A 19,008-nucleotide genomic window follows, 5' to 3' on the forward strand; every position below is an offset into this window, starting at 1 on the left:
GTCACTCGGCTCCGCGTTCGGCAGGTATATGCCGTCTGCTTGGTAAGTGATACCACGCCACGTCAGACGGCGTGGCGGGTGATATCATGAACGGAATACAGGACGGAGTGGCGGTCGTCACCGGCGGCGGCTCGGGGATCGGTCGACAGTCGTCGATTCGCTTCGCCGAGGCGGGAGCGGCGGTCGTCGTCGCCGACGTCGACGAGGACGGCGGCCACGAGACGGTCGAGACGATCGAGGACGCCGGCGGCGAGGCGACGTTCGTCAGGACGGACGTCACCGACTCCGACGACGTCGACGCGATGGTGCGGACGGCGATCGACGAGTACGGCGGGCTCGACTTCGCACACAACAACGCCGGCATCGCCGACGAGGGGACCCGTCTCGCCGAGTACGACGAGGCGGAGTGGGACCGAATGATCGACGTGAACCTGAAGGGGGTCTGGCGGTGTCTGAAAGCCGAGATACCGGAGATGGTCGACCGCGGCGGCGGAGCCGTCGTGAACACCTCCTCGGTCGCCGGCGTGAGCGCGAACGGGAGCGCACACTACGCCGCCAGCAAACACGGCGTCATCGGACTGACCCGACGGGCGACGGTCGACTACGCCGACGACGGGATCCGCTTCAACGCCGTCTGCCCCGGCGTCATCGACACGCCCATGGTCCAGCAGGCGGGCGAGGACAACGCCGAGGAGTTGGATCGCATCACCGCGGGGATCCCCGCGGGCCGGCTCGGCGACCCGCGAGAGATAGCCGACACCGTCGTCTGGCTCTGTTCCGAGGACGCCTCGTACGTGATGGGACAGCCGATAATCGTCGACGGCGGGCTGCTCGCCCAGTAGCGGCGGACGCTCGACCGACGTGCGTGCGCGGCCGTCGGCGTGGTCGACCGGCGACCGCGCTCCGGGAGTGCCGTCGTCCCGGCCCCCGTCGGCGACGAGGTCGCCCTGGCGACGGTGCGCCACCGCACGGGAGGTCGGCGTCGATCGACCGGGAACCGAAAATCTCGACCGGATCTCGCCTACTCCGGGTCGGCGTAGACGATCTGCATCGGGAGCCCCGCCTCGTCTCGTGGGATCGACTCCACGCCGTCCTCCGCGTGGTCGAGGACCCGTTCGAAGTCGCCGTCGGCGACCTTCGCGGCGAGCGCGAGCACCATCGCATCCAGGAGGTCGTCGCGGTTCGCGTTTCCGATGCGCCGCGCCCACGGTGGTTGACCGTCGATGTATCTCTCGACGAACCCGTCGTAGACGCCGTCGGCGCTCGCGTCGGTCCCCTCGAGGAGTTCCCGTCGCCTACTGAGTCCGTCGTCCTCGTGTTTCGAGGGGAGGCCCTCCTCCGCGAACGCCTCGAAACACACCTCCGGATGCGATTCCAACATCGTCTTCCGCGCTTCCGTGACGTCTCTGAGGAGGCGATCGACCTCCCGAATCCGCGGGATCAGCCCCCACACCTGGCTCGACAGGCTGTCGTCGCGAGCATCGCGGTTCGCCCGCCTCGCGTCGTCGTACGTGTCGGCCTCGACCGCGTCGCGGCACGGCGTCCAGAAGACGCTTCGGGCGCGGTCCGAACCGAGGAACTCCTTCGCACCCCGATCACACCCCCGGCGCTCCGACTCGGGGAGCCCGATCGGAACGTCGACCAGGATCGATTCGGCATCGTGATGGTCGAACCAGACGCTGTGTATCGAGGGAGACATCCGCGCCGTCCACTCGCCGTCGTCGATCGCTACCGTAAGCCATCCACGGGACGCCCAGTCGACTCCGACATAGGAGGCCATACGATCACTGACACGGGGAGTGACCTAAACCCGACCTTCCGGTCGGGTTCACGCCCGGTAGCCGTCGCTCATCGCACGCACACCCGAGATCGGGGACCGTCGGACGTGACGTACATCGCGCCGAACGGACCGTCCACCGCTCCGATGACGGACTTGTCCTTCGTCGAGGACTTGCCACCGAGAAGTGATGAGTTAGAGTCAAAACCGCCATGGGGCCGGAGGGATTTAGGAACCCCCTCCGCCTCGACAAGCGCTGAACCGCACGAAAACAGCGCGTCTCGGCGGGCACAACTGATACCAGGGGGATCGGAATCCCGCAAATTCGTCCACGCGAGCGATGATCGCAGACCCATCGTCCGGCGATTGGAGCGATCAATGGACTTCGACATATCACCCGAGCAAGCGGTAGAGGACTTCCTCGCGGAGCGTGAGGGAGAAGTGAGTGAAGCAAGCCACCGCAACTACAAATACGCGCTTGAGGAGCTTGTGCGGTTCTGTGAGAAGAACGGCATTGAGCGGGTTGGCGACCTCCACGGCTATCATCTCAAGAAGTACAAACTCCACCGACGAGGGCAAGGAATCAAGGAGGTCACGCTGAAGAACAACCTCTCGACACTCCGCGTGTTCCTCCGGTGGTGCGAGCAGGCGGAACTCGTCGATCAGGACTTCGCCGAGTTGGTACAACTACCCGACCTCGACCACGAGGAGCGAGTCAGCGAGACGATCCTCTCACTCGACCGCATTGAGGACATCCTCGACTACTACTACAAATATGAGTACGCGACACGCAATCACGCCATCTTCCAAGTGATGTGGCACACCTGCTTTCGAATGGGGACAGCCGTCGCTCTCGATCTCGATGATTACGTTTCGAGTCGGAACCAGCTCAAAGTGCGCCATCGCCCCGAAACCGGGACTCCACTAAAGAACGGCAAAGAGGCGGAGCGTGTCGTCAATATCGACGACCAAGTTGCGGAGGTGTTAGACGACTACATTGAGGTTCCGCGCCAGAGCGTGACTGACGACTACGGGCGCGAGCCTCTGTTCACTACAAGTTACGGACGGATCACCCTCACAACCCTCCGCAAGAACTTCTACGCGATTACTCGTCCGTGTAAGGTCATCGGGAACTGTCCGCATGACCGAGACATTGAGGAGTGCGATGCGGCCATCCGCAAGAAAGACGCCTCCAAATGTCCATCCAGCCGCAGCCCTCACCCGGTTCGACGGGCAGCTATCACGTACCACTTGAACCGTGACTGGCCGGGAGAGAAGATCAGCGAACGAGCCAATGTAAGTGTGGACGTGCTGGACGAACATTACGACAGTCGGAGTGAGGGAGAGCGAGCAAAGACCCGGAAACAGTATTTAGATAACCTATAATGGCTCTGTTGAAAAATTCTCATATTCTGATGGGAACTGGCTGCTGAATACAGAGCGCGTTTCTCGCACAGAATCATCATCAGATTCGATGGGGTCAGATCGCTCAGTAGAGATCATAATATTCGCTGGTTAATTTCTTGCTTTTGCTGAGACTAATATTCCAATGAATGTTAGAAGTACACCAAATTCGACTGGTGCTTCTGTTTCTCCATGGAGAGAGCGGTTTCTTTGTGCCGTAATCACATCTTGGTAGATATTATTAGCACGTTCACCGTACAACCGTGCGATGTACTCACGAGCTTGCTCCAACTCTTCCTGTAGCTCGGGCTCTGCAACAACCTGCTCAGCATGATGTAGAAAACCTCCGAGATTTGAACAATTATCAGGAGCATCTCCATCCTCGGGCGGTCCGTATATCCAACCATTTCCCGCAATAACTGCTCGTCCTGGTTTGATACTGCCATCCATTTCGACGTAGTCTTGGCAGAACCACTTTGCCACAGCCTCAGTAAGAGGGTACACTAAATACCCAGAAATATGGTCACCATTTAGTGGAAGTTCTCCGGTAGAGACTCCAGAACGGCCGGTCTGGTCAAATAGCATAAGAACAGAGGTATAGAGGTCAGGTATCAACCCGTATGTTTCACTCCCTCCAGTCATTTTCTCTAATAACGATTGAGAGCGTTCCCAGAAGGCAAAATGGTCATGGGTTGCCTGAACCATCAGCGTCCCTAATAGCTCAGCACCAACCGTGGGGAGTAGTGCTTTGTCAATCTCTGAAATATCGGGCACACCAGAATCAAGCTCAAAAAGATATTGATCTTCATTTGCAATAACATTCCGAGAAATACCTGCAAATGTGTTGTCTCCAAGCGCTCTGGACTGCATGGGGTAAGGTGTGTCAGCAGAGGATTCGAAACTTAGACTAGTGTTTTCAGGGTACTGTTCAACATACTCCCGATAACGGCTACGGACTGTCTCGCGAGTGACCATTACGTAGTGGAATCTCTGCCCCCTGAAATTATTTTGGGGTTCGCAGACACATTCTATCGGCTGATTCAGGATTTAGGTGGGGAAAATGACGTTGTTCCCGTACTGACTACACCCTCTGTATTCAGCAAGTCTCCAAGAATATATCACCGATAGAGGATTTCAACAGAGCCTAATATTTGTACTTTTGTCCCTGTGTTGCTTAGCTCTCGGCGCATTTAGAATGACAAGATTCAACGCATTGAGGGGGATTACCTCGGACCACTTTTACCGGGCATCATCTCTTCAAATCGTAATGGGGCGCGTGTCATCATCCCCTGATCGAATGAAATCTCACTGCGAGTGGAGATCGAGAACTTAAGGAACAGGGCTTCTGCTGGCAATTATCGAGCGTTTCGAAGGAAGATGGGGCCGGAGGGATTTGAACCCCCGATCGACTGATATCTCCGGTACGCCTCGGAACTCCAGAGGGTCGTCAACGCGGGCGATGATCAGTCGCCCGCTCGGTATATCAGTCTGGAGCGTCGTCCCGGGCGTGGCCTCTGGAGTCAGTCGCCATGCCTGGCTTGGCCACAGCCCCGCTGTCTGCGATCGCACGTTGCCGAAACGCGGATAAAGGGGTTTCGATCCCGCGCGATCGGCGGACGCGACGGGCGCCGAGCTACTCCCGGTCGTCGTCAGACCAGTCGCACTCCTGACACTTGTATCCGGTCACGAACTCGGTGACGCTCGGCATGTATCCGACGGTGATGACGTCGCCGCCGCAGTCGGGGCACTCCCGGTCGGCGTCGGCGATGTCCTCGGCTTCGAGGACCGACTCGCCCTCCACCAGTTCCGCGAGCGTCTCCGGCGTCACCATCCGTCCCTGGACGACGCGATTTGACATACCCGTCGTACGCGACGGAGGTACCTAAAACCCGTCAAGCCGACCGACGGTGGAAGGAACGGAACCGCAGCTACAGCCACGGCGCGCGGGAGTCGTCCTCGGTGAACGGGGTCACGGGTTCCTCGCCGTCACCCTCGTCGCCGGTCGCGGTCACCGCGACGTCGTCGTCGAGGCCGTCCGGCGCGTCCACCGGCCGATCGGTCGGGTCCGGTTCGACCGGACCGACGACGTCCTCGTCCTCCTCGTCGGCGTCCGACGACGCGTCGTCCTCCGGCGCGTCGGTCGAGTCGTCGTCGGCCGAGTCGTCGGTCGCCCCGACGCCCTCGGCGTCCGGGTCGTACGCGAACAGCGCGGTGACGCCGAGGACCGCCAGCGCGATGGGGACTTCCGTCTGCATCAGGCCGAACGGCCGCAACAGGATCGGGAGCGCGAGCACGCCGAGCGCGACCGCGGAGCCGAAGCGGAACCGGTCGATATCGACGCGGCCGCGCAGGTGGGGGGACAACAGCGCGACCGCGAGCGCGAAGCCGACGCCGATGGCGGCGGCCGCGGTACCGTTCACGACGTACTCCATCGACGTCTCGACGGCGAACCCGCTCGGGTCGAAGCTCGCGACGAGACCCAGCCCGATGATGACGGCGGGGCTGGGGAGGTATTCGCCGAACTCCGCGCTGGCGGTCTTCGCGGCGATGGACAGGATGACCAGGCCGGCGAACCGCTCGAAGATGGCGAGGTTCAGGAACCCTCGAAGGGTCGGCGCGAACGCGGCCTCGATGGCCGCGACCGGGACGATGACGGCGCCGATGAGCAGCACCGAGGTCGCCATCTCCCTGCGGCTCCCGTCCATCTCCGCGAGGATCACGGCGATCGTCGCGGAGCCGCCGAAAATGAGGATGCCCGTCTCGACGACGCCCGCCGCGGACCCCATCACGCCGGCGACCACGAGCGCCGGGAAGATCCCGTCGACGAGCGGCAGCGCCATCACGGTCGCGAGCAGCTTCGTCGCGCCGCCCACCTGCCGCTCCAAGCGGAGCGCGACCGGGTGACGTGAGACGCTCATTCAGGGGTGATGCCCGTGACCATGGGGCACACGGCGGGAAGCGGACGACCTCCGATGACCGGACCGGTCATCGGAGTCGGAGCCGACGTGGGTCCGACGAGTCCGTGTAAAGACGGGGTGCGTATTGCCGGCTGTAAAGGGCGCGCCGAGCTCGAGCGTCGGCTGACCGGCGATGCGCACGTTCACGGGACTGTCGGAGTCCATACCCGTAGTACGTGTTGCGTTCGGGTTAAACGTTGTGTGAGGGGTGGTCGCACGACTCTGTCGTTTCGGAACGCGCATTTATATACTAAGGTGACGGAATTTAGAAAACGTCCCGGTTCCGTCGAACGATCCACGGTAAACGAATACCGTGAGAGACGATCCGGATCCCGTTCGTCGTCCAGTCAGCCGTGGGTGTTCCTCGCGGAAGCGGCGGGGAGATCAATCCACGATCCTGATCAACCGAGCGCGCTCGAATGAGAGTTCCCACCACATCCGTGCTGACTCGCAACGTTTTTGATTCCGCTCTCACGACGGTTTACATGGCGACAGATTCCGACCGGTTCTCGGCGAAACTCGACGTGCCGGAAGCGCTGACGTTCGACGACGTGCTTCTCCGTCCGATGGAGAGCCGCGTCGAGCCCGACGACGCCGACCTCTCCTCGCGCGTCTCGCGCAACGTCGAGCTCAACGTTCCCGTTCTCTCGGCGGCGATGGACACGGTCACCGAGAGCGACCTCGCGATCGCGATGGCCCGCGAGGGAGGACTCGGCGTCCTCCACCGCAACATGACCGTCGAGGAGACCGCAGCCGAGGTCGAACGCGTCAAACGCGCCCACGAGCTCGTCATCCGCCGCGAGAACGTCGTCACGGTCTCGCCGGACGACACGGTGCGGGAGGCGGACGGGCTGATGGAACGCGAGGGCGTCTCCGGCGCGCCGGTCGTCGACGACGACGACGTCGTCCTCGGCATCATCTCCGGGACGGACATCCGTCCGTACCTCGAGGTCGGCGAGGAGGACGCGGTCAGGGAGGCGATGACCGACGAGGTGATCACCGCCCCCGAGTCGGTCGACGCCCGCGAGGCGCTCGAGCTGATGTACGACCACAAGATCGAGCGCGTGCCGGTCGTCGACGGCGGCGACCGGCTGGTCGGGCTCGTCACGATGCAGGGCGTCCTCCAGCGACGCGAGCACGAGCAGGCCGCCCGCGACGAGGACGGCCGCCTGCTCGTCGGCGTGGCCGTGGGACCGTTCGAGGAGGAGCGCGCGGTCGCCGCCGACGAGGCCGACGCCGACGTGCTCTTCATCGACTGCGCGCACGCGCACAACCTCAACGTGCTCGAGTCCGCGGAGGCGATAGGGGAGACCGTCGACGCCGACGTCGTCGTCGGCAACGTCGGCACGCGGGAGGCCGCCGAGGCGGCCGTCGACTTCGCCGACGGGCTCAAGGTCGGGATCGGGCCGGGCTCGATCTGTACCACGCGCGTCGTCAGCGGCGCGGGGATGCCGCAGATCACCGCCGTCTCGGAGGTCGCTGACGTCGCCGCCGACCGCGACGTGCCGGTGATCGCCGACGGCGGGATCCGCTACTCCGGCGACGCGATCAAGGCGATCGCCGCCGGGGCGGACGCGGTCATGCTCGGCTCGTACTTCGCGGGCACCGAGGAGGCCCCCGGACGCGTCATCACGATGCAGGGGAAGAAGTACAAACAGTACCGCGGGATGGGATCGGTCGGCGCGATGAAGTCCGGCGGCGGCGACCGCTACCTCAAGGACGACGACGGCGACGAGGAGTTCGTCCCCGAGGGCGTCGAGGCCGCGACGCCGTACAAGGGGACGCTCGCCTCGGAGCTCCACCAGCTCACCGGCGGCATGCGCTCGGGGATGGGGTACGTCGGGGCCGAGACGATCCCGGCGGTCCACGAGACGGCCCGGTTCGTCCGCGTCTCCAGCGCGGGCCAGACCGAGGGCCACCCCCACGACGTGATGATCACGGACGAGGCGCCGAACTACAGCCCGCAGGAGTGACCGCGATCCGGCCGGGCGCTCCGTCGCCCTCCGTGAGATGGATCCCCACGCGTTGGACTTAATGCCCGCGTGACTGTGTACCGTGACATGGACACATCCGAGCTGTGCCGGGTGTTGCGCGACGCCGGCCTCTCGAAATATCAATCGCAGGCGTACACCGCGCTCCTCCGCCTCGGAACGGCGAGCGCGACCGAGCTCGCGGACGAAAGCGGCGTTCCCGCCGCACGGATCTACGACGTTCTCCGGGACCTCGAGGAGAAGGGGTACGTCGAGACGTACGACGGCGACACGCTGAGAGCGCGCGCGTCGGAGCCGGACACCGCGCTCTCGGAGCTGCGACGACGCTCCGAGGAGCTCTCGGCGGCCGCGGACGAGATCGAGACGCGCTGGGAGGCCCCCTCCCTCGAGCATCACCGCGTCGACATCGTCACCCGGTTCGACACGGTGTTCGAGCACGCACGCGAGGCCATCGCCGAGGCCGAAACGGAGGTACAGGTGGCGGTGACGCCGGAGGGGTTCGACGACCTCCGGGAGTCGCTGGCGACCGCCCACGACAACGGCGCGATCGTGAAGGCGTCGATCCACACGACGGACGGAAGCGAGGCGGTCCCGACGGAGTACGAGGGCGTCGCGACGGAGGTCCGCAACCGAACGCTGCCGACGCCGTTCGTGGCCATCGTCGACCGCACCACCACGTGTTTCGCGCCGCACCGTCGGTCCGTCAACGAGTACGGCGTGCTCGTTCGCGACTTCTCGCTCACGTACGTCTTCCGCTGGTACTTCGACACCAGCCTCTGGGAGGTGTGGGACGTCGTCTACGACGGACGCCCGGAGGACCCGCCGCTCGTGTACGCCAACCTCCGACGGTTCGTGCGCGACATCGAGCCGCTCTTCGCGGAGGGGGCCGAGGTCCACGTGACCGTGGAGGGGTCGGAGATCGGCTCCGGCGGCCCGGTCAGCGTCTCCGGCATCGTCACCGACGTGGTGTACGCCGGCGAGCCCCGCAGCGACGGCGAGATCCCGATCGGACAGCTCGCGGGCCAGGTGACCGTCGAAGTGAGCTCGGACGACCGGCGGTGGACCGTGGGCGGCTGGGGGGCGGTCGTCGAGGACATCGAGGCGCGACGCATCACCGTCACGGGATACGACGGACCGGAGAAGGCGATCCCAGGGGAAGTCGACGCATGACCGCGGGGAGAACCCCGCGGGTCCTCGACCGGAGGAGGGCGTCCGACCGGACCGCGGCCCCCGATCGAACCGTGGCCTCCGACCGGACCGCGACCGCCGTCCCCCGCGTTCCTCGGTCGGGGTCGAAGAGGTATTTTAATATAGTCCGCGACGAGACGAAACGTGTGAGCGAACTCGTCGTCGCTCGGGTGACCCATGAGTGAACAACCGCCGCTCGTCCTCGTCGTGGAGGACGAACCCGACCTGGCAGACCTCTACGCCGCCTGGCTCGGCGACGAGTACCGGGTTCGGACGGCGTACGGCGGCCACGAGGCACTCGAAACCATCGACGATCTCGACGACGACGTCGACGCGATCCTCCTCGACCGGCGGATGCCCGGACTCTCCGGCGACGAGGTCCTCGCCGCCGTTCGGGAACGGGGGATCGACTGTCGGGTCGCGATGGTGACCGCCGTCGAGCCCGACTTCGACATCCTCGAGATGGGGTTCGACGACTACCTCGTCAAGCCCGTCGCGAGCGACACCCTCAAGGAGACCGTGGAGGGACTCCTCCGCCGCGGAGAGTACGACACGGGCATTCAGGACCTGTTCGCGTTGACCTCGAAGAAGGCGATGCTCGAGGCCGAAAAGAGCGCGAGCGAGCTCGCGGACAACCAGGAGTACCAGGAGCTGACCGCCCGGATCGAGACGCTTCGCGACGAGGCCGACCGCTCGCTCGAGGCGGTCACCCAGAAGGACGACTTCGAGGCGCTCTTCCGGGAGTTCGACGCCGAGGAGTGAGCCGCGGCGGACGGGGGCCGCCCGCGTCCGCGGACACCTTTTAAATACGGTCGCGGCGAACGCACGGTCGGATGCGCGTCCGTTCCCTCCCCCTTCCCGAGCGGCTCGCCGACCACTTCGCGGAACGGGGGATCCGCGAGCTGTACCCGCCGCAAGTCGCCGCCGTCGAGGCGGGCGTCTGTGACGGCGCGAACGTCGTCGCGGCGGTGCCGACCGCCTCGGGGAAGACCTTCATCGCGCAGTCGGCGCTGTTGACGGCCGACGGGCCGGGGCTGTACGTCTGTCCGCTCCGCGCCCTCGCCCGCGAGAAGTACGAGGCGTTCGCGGCGCTGCCCGGCGTCGACGTGGCCATCTCGACCGGCGACTTCGAGGCGACGGGCGAGGAGCTGGCGGGCCACGACGTGGTGGTCGCCACGAGCGAGAAGGTCGACTCCGCGATCCGCAACGGCGCGGAGTGGGTCGACGACCTCGCGTGCGTCGTCGTCGACGAGGTCCACCTGCTCGGCGCGGAGCGGCGCGGCCCGACCCTCGAGGTGACGCTGGCGACGCTTCGACGACGAAACCCGTCGCTCCAGGTCGTCGCGCTCTCGGCGACCGTCGACAACCCCGAGGAGATCGCCGACTGGCTGGACGCGACGCTCGTGGAGTCGGAGTGGCGACCCGTCGACCTCCGCACGGGCGTCTGCGTCGGCGGCGAGGTCGCCTTCGACGACGGCACGATCCGCCGCGTCCCGGTCGGCGATCCGGACGACGAGCCCGCAGCCGACGACCGCGACGACGACCTCGACGCGACGGAGGTGACGGCCGCACTCGTCGTCGACACGGTCGAGGCGGGCGGCCAGTGTCTGGCGTTCGTCCGCTCGCGGGCGGAGGCCGCGGCGCTCGCCGAGCGGCTCGCCGAGGACGGGCTCGCCGACCGGATGGGGATCGGGGCGGCCGCGGAGGCGGTCGGCGACGAGGTGGCCGACATCGACGGGACGGTGACCGGCCGGGAGCTCGCGGACCGTCTCCGCGCGGGCGTCGCGTTCCACCACGCGGGGCTCCGAGCCGATCACCGCGCCGCGGTGGAGACGGCGTTTCGCGACCGCCACGTCGCGTGTATCTGTGCCACCCCGACGCTCGCCGCGGGGGTGAACGTCCCGGCGCGCCGCGTCGTGGTCCGCGACCAGAAGCGGTACACCGGGTCGGCGATGGAGTGGCTGCCGACGCTCGAGGTCCACCAGATGTGCGGACGGGCCGGCCGGCCGGGGCTCGACCCGCACGGCGAGGCGGTGCTCGTCGGCGAGGAGTCGACCCGCGAGGCGCTCGTGGAGCGGTACGTCGAGGGGGAGCCGGAGGCCGTCGAGTCCAAGCTCGCCGACCCGGCCTCGCTCCGGACGCACGTGCTCTCGGCGGTCGCGACCGGCTTCGCGGAGACGGAGGCGGAGATCCTCGCGGTGCTCGACGGCACCTTCTACGCCCGCGAGGCGGGTGCGGGCGGGCTCGCCGACGCGGTCGCCGTCGCGGTCGACGACCTCGTCGAGGCGGGAATGGTGCGGCGACGCGGGGACGCGGAACGCTACCGGATCGTCGCGACGCCGGTCGGCGAGACCACCTCGAGACAGTACGTCCGGCCGGAGACCGGGGCGCGGATCGTCGACGGGCTCCGGACCGCGGCCGGGATGTCGGAGGCGACGACGCTCACCGTCTTCGAGGTGGTGTGTGACACCCCGGACATGCAGGACACGTACCTCGGGAACCGCGAGCGCGCCGAGATGTACCGGTTCGCCCGGCGGAACGCGGCACGGCTGACGACGGGGATGAACGAGCCGGACGACTTCGAGGGATGGCTGGAGTCGGTGAAGACCGCCCGGATCTTAGAGGAGTGGATCGGCGGCGCGACCGTCGAGGAGTTGGTCGAGGCGTACCGGCTCGGTCCCGGCGACCTCGACTCGCGCGTCGAGCGCGCGGAGTGGCTGTTGAGCGCGGCGGAGGCGATCGCGGACACGATCGGCGTCTCGGTGCCGGCGGTGACGCGGGCCAGGAGTCGGATCTGATCGGACGTTCGGAGCGGAGGAGGGTCGAGACGGGCTCAGTCCGCCGGTTCGACCGCGCGGTGATACGGGGTGTTCGCGATCGTCTCTCTGAGGTCCGCGAGCGAGTCGCGGCCGGCGTCGCCGGCGACGGCCATCACCGCGAACACCTCCTCCCTGGAGATCTTCACGCCCCGCTCCGTCAGCGCGTCCTCCGGGCGGGAGCGGAGCTCCCTGAGCGTGCCGACCGCGAGCAGGTACGGCACCGTCCACGCCTCCATCGTGTTGCCGTGTGAGAGCGGCATCGTCTCGAGGTACGCCTGCGCGTCGTCGAGGAACGACCGGGCGTAGTCGGCGGTGCGGTCGACGACACGGGCGGACGACTCGCGGTTCTCGGGGTCGATCACCGCGTCCTGGTCGACGCCCTCGTCCTCCAGCCACTTGGCGGGGAGGTAGACGTTGTTCTCCTCGGTGAAGTCGTCGTAGACGTCCTTCGAGACGTTCACGAGCTGTAGGAGGAGGCCGAACTCCTCGGCGGTCTCGCGGAGCCGCCGCGCGCGCGCCTCGCCGACCTCGCCGCGCGTGAGGAGGTTCGTGATGAGGTTGCCGACGGTGCCGGCGGCGTAGTAACAGTACTGTTCGAGCTCGTCGCGGTCGTCGATCCGGAGTCCCCCCTCCTCGGCGTGACGATCGACGAACATCGCCATCCCGTCCACCATCTCGAGGACGGGCGGGACGATCGCCTCGCGCGCCTCGGGCTCGAGATCCTCGAAGGTCGCGACGATCGTCGGCGACTCGGCGACGACGGCCCAGTCCTCGTCGCGCTCCGCGGGAGCGGGGAGCCACTCGTCGACGGCGGCCCGGAAGTCGCCGATCTCGGCGTCGCCGTCGGGGTCGATCGCCTCCCGGTAGGTCTCGAGGACCGCGGTCTGTTCCGCCGGCGGGATGTGGCCGGCGTCCTCGACGGTGTCGGCGACGCGACAGAGGAGGTAGCCGAGACAGATCTGTGAGGCCATCGGCTCCTCCAACACGTCCACGGTCAACGCGAAGGTACGGGACACGCCTTGAACCGCCTCGTGACACCACTCGAGGTCGGGGTCGGCCGTGTCGTGTTCTCGTCCGCTCATTCAGTTATCCGTCTTTACGGCACGACCCATAAAAAAGCCTCGCGGGACGGCTCGGACGCTCCCGCCCGGTAACGGGTGACTCAGCGGGTCGGCCCGTCGTCGATCCCGTCGGGGTCGTCCGGATCGCCCCCGTCATCCGTGCCGTCCGGGGCGTCCGAGCCGGCCGGCTCCGTCCCGCCGTCCTCCGCGGCCCCCTCGCCGTCCTCCGCGGTCCCGTCGCCCTCCCCGTCGTCGGGCGCGTCGGCCGAACCCTCGGTATCCTCGGGGCGGTACGCCACGTCGGCGTCCGACGGGAACCGGTCGACCGCGTACGATCCGGTGTCGACGCGTTCCGCGGGCGTCGAGTAGTCGCGGCCCGACGAGCGGTCGGGGCGGACGACGCCCTCGTCGGAGATGTCCGGGTTCACGTCCGCGTCGAGGGCGTCCGGATCCGCGTCCCCGTCGGACGCTCCCGCGTTCGCGTCGGCGTCGGTGGCGGCCGCGTCGACCGCGGCGTCGAGCGTCCCGTCGTCCTCGGCGGACACGCCCGCCCCGCCGTCGAGCCACTCGAAGGACGCGCTCCCGCCCCGACGGTCGCGAAGCGCCGCCTGGAGTCGGTCGCCGAGCGACGTCTGGAGGTCCTCCGCCTCCTCGACGTCGAAGTCGACGGCCGCGGCGTCGCTCCCGGTGAGCGAGCTGGTGCCGGCGGTGTCGGCGACGACCGTCGCCACGTTCCACCGCCGCTGGAAGACGGACCGGCTGTCGATCACGTTCTGGATCCGGTAGTACGGAACCACCCGCACGCTCCGGCTCCAGAACCCGTTTCGGGTCAGGAGGTGGTCCTCGCCGAGCCAGTACCCCCGGTGTTTCCACTTCAGGTGGGCGGCCGGCGGCACCGCGAGGAGCAGCGCGGCCGGCGCGTACCACGGGATCTCCGTCGGCAGGTACCAGTCGGCCGCGAAGGCGACGCCGACGAGGACGGCGAGGAGGAGGACGTACCGGAACGCGTACCGCCAGCGGATCCGTCGCGGAGGCCGGCTGAACGACGGCTCGCCGAACGGCTCGATCTCGCGGGCCAGCTCGTACACGCGTCCGGATCGCGCGATGGGGATCGCCGCCTCGCTGCCGTACTCGCCGCCCTGGCCGGGGGCGTAGCCGGCGGTCTCGATCGAGAGCGTCGCGTACCCCAGCGCGCGTTTCGCCGGGTTGTCGGAGACCGTCAGGGTCTGGACCTTCTCCGTGGGGATCGACCCGCTGTACCGGCGGAACAGGCCGCGCTCGTACCGGAGCTCGTCCCCGGCGCGCGCGAGCCGAAAGCCGTAGTAGTTCGAGAAGGACACCGCCGCGCCGATCGCCCACGAGACGAGGAACAGCGCCCCGACGGCGGCGACCGCGACCGCGCTGAGCGCCAGCGTCGACACGTCCGGGAGATACCCCGACACCACCGGAACCGACCCCGACCCGGCGAACGCGAGGAGCCCGATGAGCCGGCCGTCGAACGACAGGGCGCCGACGAGCGCGAGCTCGCGCGGGGAGATGGCGAACAGCTCCTCCTCGATCGGGCCCGTCGCGTCCGCGTCAGTATCGCCGCCCTCCGCCGCGGAACCGGCGGACTTCCGCCGTTGGACCTCGCGTTGGAGCCGCGTGGCCTCCTCGGGGGTCACGAAGCGGATCGACCCCTCGGTGCTCGACCCGCCCGCGGTCTCGAGGTCGACGGCGGCGACGCCGATCGCGCGCTGGATCACGCTCCGGCTCACGTCGACGTTCTGGATCCGTCGGTAGGGGATCTCCCGTTCGCGTCGCGAGATCACGCCGGAGCGGATGTCGAGGGTGTCCTCGGTGAGCGCGTACTCGAACCGGCGGTAGTAGGCGACCTCGTACGCGCCGGCGACGAGCAGCACGGCGAGTCCCGCGCCGGCGGCAGCCGGGAAGCCCCACCCGGTGTCGTTCACGACGAAGAAGAGGACGACCACGATCCCCGCGACCTTCTGGAGCGCGCGGTACGGGATCGACTGGGGCGCGAGCTTCACACCGCGTCCTCCCCGTCGGCGCGGATCGCCAGTCGCTTCAGCTCCTCGCGGAGGTCGCTCGCCCCGTCGGGCGTCAGGCCGGGGATGCGGACGTCGGCTCCGCGGGAGCCGGCGGTGTACACCACACACGAGGCCAGTCCGACGACACGCTCGACGGGACCGCGCCGGGAGTCGACGTGCTGGATGCGCACGAGCGGGACCGTCGTTCTGACCTGCGTGATCACGCCGCGGTCGAGGTAGAGCGCGTCCTCGCGGATCTCGTAGCTCCAGCGGCGGTACCGGAGGAGCGCGTGGACGACGCCGAGGACGAGGAGGGTCGCGCCGGCGACGACCGGAACCCACTCGGGAACGTACCCGAGGTGGTGTGCGCCGGCGGCGGGAGCGGTGAGTATCGCGGCCGCGAGGACCGCACGGAGGACCCAGACGATCCGGACGCGGGGGTGGAGCCGCTGGGTCGTCATCGACCGTCCTCCGTCGCGTGTCGAGGGCTCATGGACCACCGTTGTCGACGGGTGCTTATAAGATCCGGCGGACGGGCGGACTCGAGCGTCCCCGGACGCCGCGCCGTCCGACCGCCCCCGCCCATGCGTGTTATTTACACGCTTCCGCAATATTTGCGAAAGGAATATAATCGATCATGGAGGACCCTTCGACGATGGCCGACGATCCGTTCGAGAACATGCTCGCACAGATGGACCGCGCCAAGGCGTTCGCGGACGTCGATCACGGCGTCTTCGAGCGGCTCAAACACCCCGAACGGACCCTGAAGGTCACGCTTCCCGTCGAGCTGGAGTCGGGCGAGGTGGAGGTCTTCGAGGGGTTCCGGTGCCAGTTCGACGGGGCACGGGGGCCGTTCAAGGGCGGCGTCCGCTACCACCCGACGGTCTCCCAGCGTGAGGTCGAGGCGCTCGCGGGGTGGATGACCTGGAAGGCGGCGCTCGTCGACCTCCCGTACGGCGGCGCGAAGGGCGGCGTCATCTGTGAACCGAAGGACCTCACCGAGCGCGACCTCGAGCGACTCACGCGACGGTACACCGAGGGCATCCGTCGGATGATCGGCCCGGACGTCGACGTGCCCGCGCCCGACATGAACACCAACCCGCAGACGATGGCGTGGATGATGGACACGTACTCGATGTACGAGGGGTACACGGTCCCCAAGGTCGTCACCGGCAAACCCCTCGAGATCGGCGGCACGCCGGGGCGCGTCGAGGCGACGGGCCGGGGGGTCTCGCTCATCACCCAGAAGCTCTTCGAGTACCTCGAACGGGACCTCACCGACGCGAGCATCGCGATCCAGGGCTTCGGGAACGTCGGCTCGAACGCGGCCCGCCTGCTCGACGACGCGGGCGCGCGGATCGTCGCGACCTCCGACGTGACCGGGGCCGCCTACGACCCCGACGGGCTCGACGTGGGTGCGCTGGCCGCCCACGTCGAGGCCGGCGGCATGATAGAGGAGTACACCGCGGGCGAGGCGCGCGCGGAGGCTCCCGGCGGCTCGTCCGGGGACGACGCCGACCTCGTCTCGAACGAGGAGCTGCTGACGCTCGACGTCGACGTCCTCATCCCCGCGGCGGTCGAGGGCGTGATCACCGCCGACAACGTCGACGACCTCCGCGCGAGCGCGATCGTCGAGGCGGCCAACGGCCCGACGACGGTGGCCGCCGACGAGGTGCTCACCGAGCGCGACGTCCCCGTAGTCCCGGACATCCTCGCGAACGCCGGCGGGATCATCGTCTCGTACCTCGAGTGGGTCCAGAACTCCCAGGAGTTCTCCTGGCCGCTCGAGACGGTCAACGTCGAGTTGGAGCGGCGCATCGGCTCCGCCTTCGACGAGACCATCGAGCGCTACGACGAGGGGTCGGTCCCGGACCTCCGGACCGCCGCGTACACCCTCGCGCTCGAACGCACCGCGAGCGCCCACGAGTACCGCGGCCTGTTCCCGTAGGGACTCCCGACGGTCTCGCGAGGGGCCGATCGAGCGGTCAAACCCGACGGATCCGGTCCGCGGTCACCGCGAGCGGCTCGGCGGCGTGGACGAGCGGCTCCCCGTCGGGCCGGTCGAATCCGTTCGCGTCGAACAGCGTGTTCGTCCGCAGGTCGACGCTCGCGTCCCGCAAGGTCCACGGGTCGTGGCCGATCTCGCCGCAGTAGAGCCGGCGGCCGTCGGCGTAGAAGCGATAGTTCTCGACCAGGAACGCGGCGAGCGATCCCGGCTCGGGCGTGAACGGCGCTCCGAACGGCTCGTAGGTCGCGTCGAACGTCGCCCGCGGGACTCCGCGGTGGGTGCGGTCGCTGGCGAAGCGAACCGCGTCGTCGTCGCGGTCGACCGTCATTCGGGCGCGGTAGTACGGCAGCGCGAACAGCCGCCTGGCGACCGCGACGCCGATCGGGTCTGCGGCATCGAGGTTGAAGAAGTAGACCCCGCGGCCGTTCGGTCCGTCGACGTAGGTCCGCAGGTTGAGTTCGGGAAACGACCGGCCGATCGGCGAGCCCCGCGGACGGATGTCGGCCATCACGAACGGGACGATCCCGAGGTACGCGTCGCCGTCGTGGGTGGCGACGGAGAGCCCCTCCGGAAGCCGTCCGGCGACGACCTCCGGCTCGACCGGCCAGTGAACGAACAGCCCGTCGCGCCAGGTCATCTCCAGCCAGCGGCGATCGAACATGGCGATCCTACGGGCGTGAGAGGCATAATCCACACGGCGAGCGTCGAGTCGGCCGAGCGCCCCGTCCGCCCGAGCCGGCGACGACGGGGGAGTCAGTCGCCGTCGATCGGCCCGCCGTCGGCCGGATCGCCGTCGATCGGTCCCCCGTCGGTCGGATCGTCGTCCGCCTCCTTCCACTCGCCGACCCCGGAGGGGTCGAGGTGGACGTGGACGTCGCCGACGTCCTCCAGCCCGCGCAGCCGCGTGACGAGTTCCGTCTCGATGTCGTGCGCCCGGCGGAGCGTCATCTCGCCGTTGACCTCGACGTGGACCTCGACCTCCAGGTCGGTCCCGTCGTAGAACACCCGCAGGTCGTGGACGCCGACGACCTCGGGGTGATCGCGGAGCGACGCGGTGATCCGGTCGCGATCGCCGGCCGGCGGGGCGGCACCGACGAGGTAGGTGACGTTCTCGCGGCCGATCTCGACGCCCTGATACACGACGAGCAGGCTCACGATCCCGCCGGCGATCGGATCGAGGATCGGGAGGTCGAAGAACACGCCGAAGACGCCGATCACCGCGGCCACGGTGGTGTAGATGTCGTTGAGACAGTCGACCGCCAGCGCGGAGAGCGCGGTCGATCCCAGCTCTGCGTTCACCCGCATCGTGTACCAGTAGAGGACGTACATGTCGACGAGGGCGAACGCCAGCGCGACGAGCAGCAGCCGGCTGAAGCGCACGTCGGTGCCGAACCGGATCCCCTCGATCGAGCTCCACAGCAGGTTGAGGCCGAGGAGGGCGACGACCGCGCCGACGAACAGCGCGGTCAGGGGTTCGATCCGCTGGTGGCCGTGCGGATGCTCCGCGTCGGCGCCGTCGTAGCGGGCCCCGCCCCAGACGAACACGACGCCGCTGGCGACGAGGTCCGCGACGGAGTGGGCCGCGTCGGCCAGCAGCGCCACGCTGCCGAACGCGAGTCCCGCGGCCCCCTCGGCGACGATCTTCGCGGCGTTGCCGAGGACGTTCACCCCGGCTGCCCGCCTGAAGCGTCGTTTCTCCTCTCGCCGCGGCCGGGCCGTCATGTCCGACCGTCGTGCGCCGTCGGTGTTAAGTGGTGCGTCCGCGCGCGGGAC

At 67.6% G+C, this 19,008-nt stretch carries 16 protein-coding genes and 1 tRNA gene; 7 read left to right on the plus strand and 10 right to left on the minus strand.

What is annotated here, in order from left to right:
• The first annotated feature begins 86 nt into the window (after positions 1 to 86).
• Positions 87 to 842 carry a glucose 1-dehydrogenase gene (locus DJ70_RS04570; RefSeq protein WP_094530577.1) on the plus strand — a complete coding sequence of 252 codons (756 nt, stop codon included), beginning with the start codon at positions 87 to 89 and terminating at the stop codon, positions 840 to 842.
• Between the two features lie 179 nt (positions 843 to 1,021).
• Here DJ70_RS04570 and DJ70_RS04575 read toward each other — a convergent pair whose 3' ends face one another.
• Complete coding sequence (locus tag DJ70_RS04575; RefSeq protein ID WP_094530579.1) at positions 1,022 to 1,780, minus strand: DUF429 domain-containing protein; 759 nt, start codon at positions 1,778 to 1,780, stop codon at positions 1,022 to 1,024.
• A gap of 375 nt (positions 1,781 to 2,155) precedes the next feature.
• On the opposite strand from DJ70_RS04575, the gene DJ70_RS04580 reads away from it, so the two are divergent.
• The gene (locus tag DJ70_RS04580) at positions 2,156 to 3,163 is read left to right on the plus strand and encodes a tyrosine-type recombinase/integrase (protein WP_094530580.1); all 1,008 of its coding nucleotides are present in this window, start codon (positions 2,156 to 2,158) and stop codon (positions 3,161 to 3,163) included.
• 129 nt (positions 3,164 to 3,292) lie between these two features.
• On the opposite strand, the gene DJ70_RS16660 is transcribed toward DJ70_RS04580, so the two are convergent.
• The 4 genes from DJ70_RS16660 to DJ70_RS04595 all read right to left on the minus strand — a co-directional run bounded on the left by DJ70_RS16660 (position 3,293) and on the right by DJ70_RS04595 (position 6,099).
• Positions 3,293 to 4,051: a hypothetical protein gene (locus DJ70_RS16660; RefSeq protein WP_179233965.1), complete on the minus strand. Its 759-nt coding sequence runs from the start codon at positions 4,049 to 4,051 to the stop codon at positions 3,293 to 3,295.
• Positions 4,052 to 4,559: 508 nt separating this feature from the next.
• Positions 4,560 to 4,733, minus strand: a tRNA-Trp gene (locus DJ70_RS17235).
• A gap of 81 nt (positions 4,734 to 4,814) precedes the next feature.
• Positions 4,815 to 5,039 carry a DUF5795 family protein gene (locus DJ70_RS04590; RefSeq protein WP_066415188.1) on the minus strand — a complete coding sequence of 75 codons (225 nt, stop codon included), beginning with the start codon at positions 5,037 to 5,039 and terminating at the stop codon, positions 4,815 to 4,817.
• A 70-nt stretch (positions 5,040 to 5,109) separates the two neighbouring features.
• Entirely contained in the window at positions 5,110 to 6,099 is a 990-nt protein-coding gene (locus DJ70_RS04595) for a DUF5794 domain-containing protein (RefSeq protein ID WP_094530584.1), read from the minus strand.
• 524 nt (positions 6,100 to 6,623) lie between these two features.
• Between DJ70_RS04595 and guaB the strand changes: the two genes are divergently transcribed.
• From guaB to DJ70_RS04620, 4 genes are all read left to right on the plus strand, one after another.
• Positions 6,624 to 8,111 carry an IMP dehydrogenase gene (gene guaB / locus DJ70_RS04605; protein WP_094530588.1) on the plus strand — a complete coding sequence of 496 codons (1,488 nt, stop codon included), beginning with the start codon at positions 6,624 to 6,626 and terminating at the stop codon, positions 8,109 to 8,111.
• An 87-nt stretch (positions 8,112 to 8,198) separates the two neighbouring features.
• Positions 8,199 to 9,299, plus strand: a complete 1,101-nt coding sequence (locus tag DJ70_RS04610; RefSeq protein WP_094530590.1) for a TrmB family transcriptional regulator — start codon at positions 8,199 to 8,201, stop codon at positions 9,297 to 9,299.
• Positions 9,300 to 9,494: 195 nt separating this feature from the next.
• Entirely contained in the window at positions 9,495 to 10,079 is a 585-nt protein-coding gene (locus tag DJ70_RS04615; protein ID WP_094530592.1) for a HalX domain-containing protein, read from the plus strand.
• A 71-nt stretch (positions 10,080 to 10,150) separates the two neighbouring features.
• Positions 10,151 to 12,115, plus strand: a complete 1,965-nt coding sequence (locus DJ70_RS04620) for a DEAD/DEAH box helicase (protein ID WP_094530594.1) — start codon at positions 10,151 to 10,153, stop codon at positions 12,113 to 12,115.
• Between the two features lie 35 nt (positions 12,116 to 12,150).
• Here the strand turns inward: DJ70_RS04620 and DJ70_RS04625 are convergent, their stop codons facing one another.
• The 3 genes from DJ70_RS04625 to DJ70_RS04635 form a co-directional block, all read right to left on the minus strand.
• Positions 12,151 to 13,218, minus strand: coding sequence for a phytoene/squalene synthase family protein (locus tag DJ70_RS04625; RefSeq protein WP_094530596.1), 1,068 nt, complete (start codon positions 13,216 to 13,218; stop codon positions 12,151 to 12,153).
• 80 nt (positions 13,219 to 13,298) lie between these two features.
• A complete protein-coding gene (locus tag DJ70_RS04630) occupies positions 13,299 to 15,227 on the minus strand; it encodes a PH domain-containing protein (RefSeq protein WP_094530597.1) in 1,929 nt (642 codons plus the stop codon).
• On the minus strand, positions 15,224 to 15,688 hold the full coding sequence (locus DJ70_RS04635) for a PH domain-containing protein (RefSeq protein WP_094530617.1): 465 nt from the start codon (positions 15,686 to 15,688) through the stop codon (positions 15,224 to 15,226). The genes DJ70_RS04630 and DJ70_RS04635 overlap by 4 nt, the downstream gene beginning before the upstream one ends.
• Before the next feature lie 194 nt (positions 15,689 to 15,882).
• Between DJ70_RS04635 and DJ70_RS04640 the strand changes: the two genes are divergently transcribed.
• Entirely contained in the window at positions 15,883 to 17,175 is a 1,293-nt protein-coding gene (locus tag DJ70_RS04640) for a Glu/Leu/Phe/Val family dehydrogenase (RefSeq protein ID WP_094530619.1), read from the plus strand.
• Between the two features lie 37 nt (positions 17,176 to 17,212).
• On the opposite strand, the gene DJ70_RS04645 is transcribed toward DJ70_RS04640, so the two are convergent.
• Both DJ70_RS04645 and DJ70_RS04650 read right to left on the minus strand, forming a co-directional pair.
• The gene (locus DJ70_RS04645; protein ID WP_094530599.1) at positions 17,213 to 17,896 is read right to left on the minus strand and encodes a YqjF family protein; all 684 of its coding nucleotides are present in this window, start codon (positions 17,894 to 17,896) and stop codon (positions 17,213 to 17,215) included.
• Between the two features lie 92 nt (positions 17,897 to 17,988).
• Positions 17,989 to 18,957 carry a cation diffusion facilitator family transporter gene (locus DJ70_RS04650; RefSeq protein ID WP_094530601.1) on the minus strand — a complete coding sequence of 323 codons (969 nt, stop codon included), beginning with the start codon at positions 18,955 to 18,957 and terminating at the stop codon, positions 17,989 to 17,991.
• Positions 18,958 to 19,008 lie beyond the last annotated feature (51 nt).

It is taken from the genome of Halorubrum halodurans (assembly GCF_002252985.1).
Classification (GTDB): domain Archaea; phylum Halobacteriota; class Halobacteria; order Halobacteriales; family Haloferacaceae; genus Halorubrum; species Halorubrum halodurans.

What these genes read in the sequence shown, in the direction of transcription:
- DJ70_RS04590 (WP_066415188.1), bottom strand. Translation starts at nt 5,039, where the DNA reads ATGTCAAATCGCGTCGTCCAGGGACGGATGGTGACGCCGGAGACGCTC.
- DJ70_RS04610 (WP_094530590.1), top strand. Translation starts at nt 8,199, where the DNA reads ATGGACACATCCGAGCTGTGCCGGGTGTTGCGCGACGCCGGCCTCTCG.
- guaB (WP_094530588.1), top strand. Translation starts at nt 6,624, where the DNA reads ATGGCGACAGATTCCGACCGGTTCTCGGCGAAACTCGACGTGCCGGAA.
- DJ70_RS04615 (WP_094530592.1), top strand. Translation starts at nt 9,495, where the DNA reads ATGAGTGAACAACCGCCGCTCGTCCTCGTCGTGGAGGACGAACCCGAC.
- DJ70_RS04635 (WP_094530617.1), bottom strand. Translation starts at nt 15,688, where the DNA reads ATGACGACCCAGCGGCTCCACCCCCGCGTCCGGATCGTCTGGGTCCTC.
- DJ70_RS04580 (WP_094530580.1), top strand. Translation starts at nt 2,156, where the DNA reads ATGGACTTCGACATATCACCCGAGCAAGCGGTAGAGGACTTCCTCGCG.
- DJ70_RS04595 (WP_094530584.1), bottom strand. Translation starts at nt 6,099, where the DNA reads ATGAGCGTCTCACGTCACCCGGTCGCGCTCCGCTTGGAGCGGCAGGTG.
- DJ70_RS04620 (WP_094530594.1), top strand. Translation starts at nt 10,151, where the DNA reads ATGCGCGTCCGTTCCCTCCCCCTTCCCGAGCGGCTCGCCGACCACTTC.
- DJ70_RS04645 (WP_094530599.1), bottom strand. Translation starts at nt 17,896, where the DNA reads ATGTTCGATCGCCGCTGGCTGGAGATGACCTGGCGCGACGGGCTGTTC.
- DJ70_RS16660 (WP_179233965.1), bottom strand. Translation starts at nt 4,051, where the DNA reads ATGCAGTCCAGAGCGCTTGGAGACAACACATTTGCAGGTATTTCTCGG.
- DJ70_RS04650 (WP_094530601.1), bottom strand. Translation starts at nt 18,957, where the DNA reads ATGACGGCCCGGCCGCGGCGAGAGGAGAAACGACGCTTCAGGCGGGCA.
- DJ70_RS04575 (WP_094530579.1), bottom strand. Translation starts at nt 1,780, where the DNA reads ATGGCCTCCTATGTCGGAGTCGACTGGGCGTCCCGTGGATGGCTTACG.
- DJ70_RS04640 (WP_094530619.1), top strand. Translation starts at nt 15,883, where the DNA reads ATGGCCGACGATCCGTTCGAGAACATGCTCGCACAGATGGACCGCGCC.
- DJ70_RS04625 (WP_094530596.1), bottom strand. Translation starts at nt 13,218, where the DNA reads ATGAGCGGACGAGAACACGACACGGCCGACCCCGACCTCGAGTGGTGT.
- DJ70_RS04570 (WP_094530577.1), top strand. Translation starts at nt 87, where the DNA reads ATGAACGGAATACAGGACGGAGTGGCGGTCGTCACCGGCGGCGGCTCG.